At 67.9% G+C, this 6,718-nt stretch carries 8 protein-coding genes; 3 read left to right on the top strand and 5 right to left on the bottom strand.

The features are described 5' to 3' along the window. Positions 1-284, bottom strand: a 284-nt coding sequence (locus FVW20_RS04310) for a LysR family transcriptional regulator (RefSeq protein ID WP_196608440.1), incomplete at its 3' end; no start/stop codon positions are given. Positions 285-474: 190 nt separating this feature from the next. On the opposite strand from FVW20_RS04310, the gene FVW20_RS19970 reads away from it, so the two are divergent. Then, positions 475-606 (top strand): hypothetical protein, encoded by a 132-nt coding sequence (locus FVW20_RS19970; protein WP_269145808.1) that lies wholly within the window; start codon positions 475-477, stop codon positions 604-606. Positions 607-909: 303 nt separating this feature from the next. Here the strand turns inward: FVW20_RS19970 and FVW20_RS04305 are convergent, their stop codons facing one another. From FVW20_RS04305 to FVW20_RS04295, 3 genes are all read right to left on the bottom strand, one after another. After that, positions 910-1,917 (bottom strand): zinc-binding alcohol dehydrogenase family protein, encoded by a 1,008-nt coding sequence (locus FVW20_RS04305; RefSeq protein WP_196608439.1) that lies wholly within the window; start codon positions 1,915-1,917, stop codon positions 910-912. 67 nt (positions 1,918-1,984) lie between these two features. Continuing rightward, the gene (locus FVW20_RS04300; protein WP_196608438.1) at positions 1,985-2,197 is read right to left on the bottom strand and encodes a hypothetical protein; all 213 of its coding nucleotides are present in this window, start codon (positions 2,195-2,197) and stop codon (positions 1,985-1,987) included. A gap of 60 nt (positions 2,198-2,257) precedes the next feature. Beyond that, entirely contained in the window at positions 2,258-2,524 is a 267-nt protein-coding gene (locus FVW20_RS04295) for a hypothetical protein (protein WP_196608437.1), read from the bottom strand. Between the two features lie 108 nt (positions 2,525-2,632). On the opposite strand from FVW20_RS04295, the gene FVW20_RS04290 reads away from it, so the two are divergent. Then, positions 2,633-3,604: a LysR family transcriptional regulator gene (locus FVW20_RS04290; protein WP_196608436.1), complete on the top strand. Its 972-nt coding sequence runs from the start codon at positions 2,633-2,635 to the stop codon at positions 3,602-3,604. Between the two features lie 215 nt (positions 3,605-3,819). Beyond that, positions 3,820-4,404, top strand: coding sequence for an NAD(P)H-dependent oxidoreductase (locus FVW20_RS04285; protein WP_196608435.1), 585 nt, complete (start codon positions 3,820-3,822; stop codon positions 4,402-4,404). A 297-nt stretch (positions 4,405-4,701) separates the two neighbouring features. Here FVW20_RS04285 and FVW20_RS04280 read toward each other — a convergent pair. Continuing rightward, on the bottom strand, positions 4,702-6,718 hold a 2,017-nt coding region (locus tag FVW20_RS04280; RefSeq protein ID WP_372434962.1), incomplete at its 5' end, for a peptidase U32 family protein.

The following is a 6,718-nucleotide window of genomic DNA, read 5'->3' as shown; positions in this document are numbered from 1 at the left end:
AGCCGCAGTCGCCCCCGCTCGCCCCGCGCCGTGCCGCGCGCCCGCTCCACCGCCGCGTCCAGCCCGGCCAGCAGGTCGCGCACGTCGTCGCGCAGGGCCTCGCCCGCCGGGGTGGCCCGCACCGTACGGCTGGTGCGGTCGAACAGGCGCACACCCAATTCCTCTTCCAGCGCCTGAATCTGCTGGCTGAGCGGCGGCTGCGAAACGTGCATGCGCCGGGCGGCCCGCCCGAAGTGCAGTTCTTCCGCCACGGCCAGAAAGTAGCGTAGCTGGCGCAGCTCCATTATCAATATCTCCTGCGTATTGATTGGTTAGAAAATTCGAATTGGACATATCATTCGGTGGGCCGTAGCGTCCAGACCATGCACTCGGCCCCGTGGCCGGTTGGTGCGTACGGACAGGTGGAGCACGACAGGCGGTTCAGGATGGCCCTGGCCGCCCGCTCCACCACCCCGCAACCTCACGGAGCATTCCATGTTCGCCCTTGCCCTCATTCAACCCCGCCCCGACCGCCGCCCGCCCGTGCTGGTGCGCCTGGCCCTGGCCGTGCTGATGGGTGTGGTGCTGGGCGTGGCCATGGGCCTTGGCCCCTCGCTGGTTCCGTAACGTTCGCCATATCCGACCGCCACGCGCCGACGGGTCCGCCTGAAGCCCGGACGCGCGAAACAGGACGCCCCCTACCTGCCGGAGGGGGCGTCTTTTGTCGTGTAACGACAAGGTCGTGCGCGACAGTGCGGAATGCGGGCGGTACGGACGGCCCGGCGCATGCCCCCCCCGGTGCGCGGAGGAGGGCACACTGCAACGGAAGGACATGGCCGGGCCGCAGGGCGGCAGGCCGGACAGCGGTGGGTGCAGCGCCGCCGCCGGACCCCTTCCCCGGTGTCGTGGCCGACAACGGTTGTAGCCGGCCTAGAATGCGATGACCTGCTTGCCCACCACATCCCCGTTGCGCTGTCGCTGGTGGGCCAGCCGCACAGTGGCGGCGGAGAGGCCCCGCAACGGTTCCGCGCCAAGGGTGGTGCGAAGGGTTCCCTCGTCGACGAGGCGGGCCACCCTCGCGAGGATCAGCCCCTGCCTGCCAATGTCCCAGGTGGCGTACATGGACCGGGTGAACATGAATTCCCAGCAGAAGCGCACGGCCTTGCTCTTGAACAGGGTGATGTCCAGCGGTCCGGAAGGATCGTCAATGAGGCAGATGCTGCCCTGCGGGGCGATGACGGAGGCCATGGCCGCCCAGTGTTGCTCCATGTGGGTGGTGCAGAAGATGGCGTCCACCTCGGGTATGCCGATTCGGGCAAGTTCGGCGGGCAGATCGCCGCGGCCGATGACATGGGCCGCCCCCAGCGAGATGCACCAACCGGCGGATTCCGGACGGCCCGCTGTGGCGATGACCGTCAGCCCGGCCCACGCGCCCAGTTGCACGAGCATGGACCCCACGCCCCCTGCCCCGCCGATAACCAGCAGGGTTCTGCCGGTGTTGGCGCCCGCCTCCGGAGTGAAGCCCAGCCGGTCGAACAACCCCTCCCACGCGGTGAGCGACGTCAGCGGCAAGGCCGCCGCCTGGGCCGGAGTCAGCGATGCTGGGGCGGGGGCGGCCAGCCGCGCGTCCACCAACTGGTATTCGGCATTGGTGCCGGAACGACCCAGATCGCCCGCGTAGTACACGCGCTGGCCGGGGGCGAAGCCGCTGATCCCTGTACCCACGGCCTGCACCACGCCACTGGCGTCCCAGCCCAGCACACGTTGGGTGCCGGGGGTGAGGCGTTCGAAGACCTTGGTGTCGACGGGGTTCACGGCAACGGCGTCGATCCTGACCAGCAGATCGCGGTCGCCGGGGGCGGGAACGGGCATGTCCACGTCGCGGAACGCGTCGGGGTCTGTGACGGCAAGGCCGCCGGTGGCGATGACTGTCTTCATGGGGGTGCTCCTGTGTGCTTCGGGGGGATCGGTCATGAGTGATTGACGGGTACTGCGGATGCCGGGGTTACGTGCCGCCCCACCAGACATGGTGTTCCAGCGGATCGCCGCGTGAACTGGCGGCCTGTTGCGGCGGTGTGCTCCCCGACTGCGCGTCGGCACGGCCAGTGGAGCCGACAGGCGGGGACGAGTCCTTGCGGGTGAGATCGGCCAGCCATTGAAGGAAGCTGGAGATCATGCCGGGGTTGCCATGGTCGTCGGGCATGCAGGGGGCGTTCATGGCGTACTCCTGTGTCGGGGTAAAAGGCGGGAACGTGACGTCGCTGTGGATGTCGGACGGCTAGGGGCCGCCCCACCAGATGCGGTGGCAGTCCGGGTCTTCCCGGACCGGGGCCTCGTCCGTCCGGTGCTGCTGCTGTGCGGTTGCGGCATGCGCATCCGGCAGCGCCGGGGCCGCCTGCTGTCGTCCGGGACGATTGCCGCCCGTTTGCCAGTGGCGGAAGAGGGCCGTCAAAAGGCCGCTGCCGGGGATGCCCCGGCCGTGCCCCGGGGTTTCATGCGGGGCATGAAGTTCCGTGGGCCGATGGTTGGTGCAGTGGGTGTTCATGGGGTCTCCTGCGGGGTTGAGTTCCATGACTACCGTATAGGGCCGGGTCATCGAAAAGAAAAATTAATTGTTCTTGCGAATGTGATAACGAAAATTTATTGTTCTGTCATGAGACAGACAGACTTGGACATCGACCTGCTGCGGACGTTCGCCATCGTTGCGGAAACACATAGCTTCACCGCTGCGGGAGACATGCTGGGGCGCACGCAGTCCGCCATCAGCCAGCAGATCCGGCGGCTGGAAGACGCCGTGGGCAAGGATCTGCTGACGCGCACCAGCCGTTCGGTGGCCCTGACTCCGGCGGGTGAGATACTGCTCTCGCATGCCCACCGCATCATCCTGCTCAACGACGAGACCATGCGGCGGCTTGCCGCGCCGCCCATAACCGGGCACGTGCGGCTGGGGGTGTCCGAGGACTTCATCCCCCTGCAACTGCCCAGGCTGCTGGCCCACTTCGCACGGGCGCATCCGGGCGTGAAGCTGGAGCTCATGACCGGTCTCAGCACCGCGCTGGTCAACGCGATGAGCGACGGCCTGCTGGACGTGGTCATCGCCAAGCGCGACGCCCAACCCCAGAGCGGGCGGGTGATCTGGCGCGAACAGCTGGTGTGGATCGCCAGCCGCGACGAGCCGCTGGAATGCCCGGATGATGGAGGCGCCGTGCCGCTGGTGGTGCTGCCGCCGCCGTGCTCCTACCGAAAGGTGATGCTGGACGTGCTGGGCGGGGCCAAGCGGGCCTGGACCATCATCTGCACCACGCACAGCCTGATGGGCTTGCAGGCGGCGGTGGCCGGCGGGCTGGGCGTTTCGGTGGGCGCGCGGTCGTTCCTGCAGCCGGGCGTGCGCGAACTGGATGTCAGCAGGGACGCGGGGGGCGCGCCGCTGCCCGCGCTGCCGTCCGTGGAAATAGCCCTGTTCGGCGAGCCTAACGCCCCGACCGAACTTACCGGCGGCTTGGTGGACTTTCTGGTGGACGGCCTGCGGAGCCTGCGCGGCGAGGCATGGGCGGCGGACCTGATGGGGAACGGGGGGCCGACCAGGCGCGCCCGGGACTGGAACCCCAACGGCTTCGGCTGCTAAACGCCGGGAGGGGGGCTGCAGTACGCACCAAAAAGTGCCTGCTTGACTGTAACGCCACGCAAGGTATGCCTGAGACGGTGAAAAAACCGCGCCGACTTTGTCCGACGCCGTCCATCATGCCCCTGCATGCACTACAGGGCAGGTTTTGTACCGACGAGCCACGGACGAGCCACGGACGAGCACGCAGTCTGGCGCACAGCCGCAGCGAGGTTGCCATGAACGTTCTCATCCTCAACGGGCATGAGCCCTATCCCCGGTCCCCCGGAGATCTCAATCGTCACATGACAGGAGTGGCCCGCGACATACTGACGGGGCTGGGCCATGCAGTCCAGGTCGTGGAAACCGTAAAGCCCTACGATATCGATGCAGAGGTGGACCGGCACGTGTGGGCGGACAGGCTCATCGTGCAGTCGCCGGTGAACTGGATGGGCTTTTCCTGGAGTTTCAAGAAGTACATCGATGTCGTCTACCTTGCTGGCATGGACGGAAGGCTGAGCAAGGGTGACGGACGCAGTCGCTCCGCGCCCGAAAGACAATACGGTACGGGTGGCCACATGGGGGGCAAGCAGTACATGCTGTCGCTGACCTTCAACGCACCCGCTGCCGCGTTCGACGACCCCGGCCAGGTGCTGATGCGGGGGCGGACCGTGGACGACCTGTTCCTGCCCGCGCACATGACCTTCGGGTATCTCGGCATGACTGCGCTGGAAACCTTCAGCTGTCATGACGTGATCAAGAACCCGCGCATCGGGGAAGACCTGGAGCGTTTTCGCGCGCACATCACCCGGCTGTTCGGATAGGGCCTGCCGCGCGGTGCCCTTTCTGTCCTTTGGCGTCGCGAGAATGGCTTTTCATACCGGTCAAATAAGCAACGAGTGCGCCAGGGACCGCAACCGTAACGCCCGGGCTTCGCATTGGTGCAACGGTTGGGGCGTGCGCCCGCCGTAGAACGCCACGCTTCCCCGGCAGAGAACAAAAATCCTCATGGCGTTGGCAGGCCCAGATGGCACGGACGGATTGCTTGCGCACGTGAAAAAAGACGCCCCCTGCGCACAGGGGGCGTCTTTGCATTTCGGTCGGGCGAAAGAACGATGAGGCTACAGCAGCGGGATGTCCCAGTTGAACGGACTGGTCCGCCGCGGTTCGGGCACGGTCAGGGGCGGGTGCTCGTCGATGCGCACGAACAGGGTGTACCCGGCGGCTTCCAGTTGGCCCCGGCGGTCTTCGATGTCCAGCGGCCAACCGGGGTATATCCAGGTATTCTGCCCGTAGCGGCGGGCCCAGAACACCTCGTTCTTGGGGCTGCTGAACGGCTCGCCCGGCTTCAGCCCCTCCAGGTGGTGGCGGGTGACGCCCATGGGCCAGTAGCCGGACAGCACCACGCCCAGCGGCAGGCAACTCTGGCGCGGCAGGGCCAGGATGTCTTCTCCGGGCAGTTCGGGGCTGACGATGGCGGCAGAAAAACCCAGCTTGCGCAGTACGGCCAGCGCCGCCGGGTTGGACGTGTTGCAGAACGGACCGGCGGTCAGCACCAGGTCGCGCCGGGCGTGCCCATCCCCGAACAGGCCCACCTGCCACGGCGCGTTGAGCACGAAATGGCGCGCGCCGTCGCGGACGGCTTCGCGGGTCATGCGCAGCCACTGCGCTTCCTCGTCCGGCCAGATCACCGGCGGCAGCCACCACGAGATGCGCGGGTACAGCGTGCGCGACACCTCGCGCAGGGCTTTCGGCGACAGCCACAGGCCCATCACCGTGCCGGGGCGCACCCCGGCCTTGCCCTCGCGGCCATGCGGCAGCGAACCGCGCAGGATCACGTCCAGCGGGCGGGCGGGCTTGCCGGGGGCGGGATAGCTGGGGGTGAAGTCCACCGCGCCGCCTTCGCCGCCGCCCCTGCGGTGGCGTTCCAGCTTGGCCTGCCAGCTGCGCACCTCTCGCGTCAGTTCCGGCTCGCGGCGGTCGATGAGGAACACCGGCGTGCCCAGCTTGGGCGTCTTGTGGCGCGGCAGGCGCAGGTTGAAGGTGCCTGCCTTGGGGATGTGGCGGGCCACCGGCAGGGTGGTGTGCCACGATTCGTCCTCGTAGCCGATGCGCAAGAGATCCTGCGGCAGCAGTTCGAAGCGCGGCTTGAAGAAGATGCCCCCTTCCGGGGTCTGGCCCACCTTGCCCGCCAGCAGGCCGGAACTGGTCTGCTCGCCGGGGGCGGTGGGGTCGTCGCCGCGCTGGGGCAGAAAGCGCGAATGGGTGCCGGGGCGGCCCAGCGCCATTTCCAGGATGTCCTCGGCCTGCTTGCGGGCCTTGGGGTCGTCCGGGTTGTCGCGCAGCAGACGGTAGGCCGACACCGCGTAGTACACGTAGTGCGGCCCCTTCTTGCGGCCCTCGATCTTCCACGAGGCCATGTGCGGCACCGACAGCAGGGTTTTCGCCAGCACGTCCAGCGAAAGGTCGAGGCAGGAGAAGAAGCGCCCCTCGCGGCCCTTCTGGCGGTACACCCGGCGGCACGGCTGCACGCAGCGGCCCCGCAGGCCGCTTTTGCCGCCCATGTAGCTGGACCAGTAGCAGCGGCCCGACACGCAGTAGCACAGCGCCCCGTGCACGAAGAATTCCAGGTCCAGATCATCCGGGCAGGCGTTTCCGCAAGCGCGGATTTCGTCGATGTTCAGCTCGCGCGGCAGGATCACCCGGCTGGCCCCCAGGTCGCGCGCCACGGTGAGCGCGGCGGGGTGGGTGACGTTGGCCAGCGTGGACAGGTGCAGTTCACCCGCGAATCCGGCCTGCCGGGCTATGTCCAGCATGCCGAGGTCCTGCACGATGAGCGCGTCGGGCCGCACGTCGCGGGCAAGGCGGGCCACCAGACGGCCAGCGGCTCCGGGGTCGCCGGGCTTCAGCATGGAGTTCATGGCCACGTAGATGCGGCGGCCCTCGGAATGGGCCAGGTCCGTCAGCGCGGCCAGTTCGCCGGTGGAGAAGTTTTCCGCCTGCATGCGGGCCGAAAAGTGCTTCAGGCCCAGGTACACCGCGTCGGCGCCGGCGGCGAATGCGGCCAGCGCGGCCTGCATGTCGCCCGCCGGGGCCAGGATTTCGGGCGTGCGCAGGTTGTCCGCCGGAGCGGGCGCG

Origin of the sequence: Nitratidesulfovibrio oxamicus, assembly GCF_015731765.1 — a bacterium.
GTDB classification, from domain to species: Bacteria; Desulfobacterota; Desulfovibrionia; order Desulfovibrionales; family Desulfovibrionaceae; genus Cupidesulfovibrio; species Cupidesulfovibrio oxamicus.
Note: the sequence above shows the minus strand (reverse complement) of the source record. Positions and strands in the feature narration are given on the sequence as shown.

Excerpts from the sequence above, each read along its gene's own strand:
- FVW20_RS04285 (WP_196608435.1), top strand. The coding sequence starts at position 3,820 with ATGAACGTTCTCATCCTCAACGGGCATGAGCCCTATCCCCGGTCCCCC.
- FVW20_RS04295 (WP_196608437.1), bottom strand. The coding sequence starts at position 2,524 with ATGAACACCCACTGCACCAACCATCGGCCCACGGAACTTCATGCCCCG.
- FVW20_RS04305 (WP_196608439.1), bottom strand. The coding sequence starts at position 1,917 with ATGAAGACAGTCATCGCCACCGGCGGCCTTGCCGTCACAGACCCCGAC.
- FVW20_RS19970 (WP_269145808.1), top strand. The coding sequence starts at position 475 with ATGTTCGCCCTTGCCCTCATTCAACCCCGCCCCGACCGCCGCCCGCCC.
- FVW20_RS04290 (WP_196608436.1), top strand. The coding sequence starts at position 2,633 with ATGAGACAGACAGACTTGGACATCGACCTGCTGCGGACGTTCGCCATC.
- FVW20_RS04300 (WP_196608438.1), bottom strand. The coding sequence starts at position 2,197 with ATGAACGCCCCCTGCATGCCCGACGACCATGGCAACCCCGGCATGATC.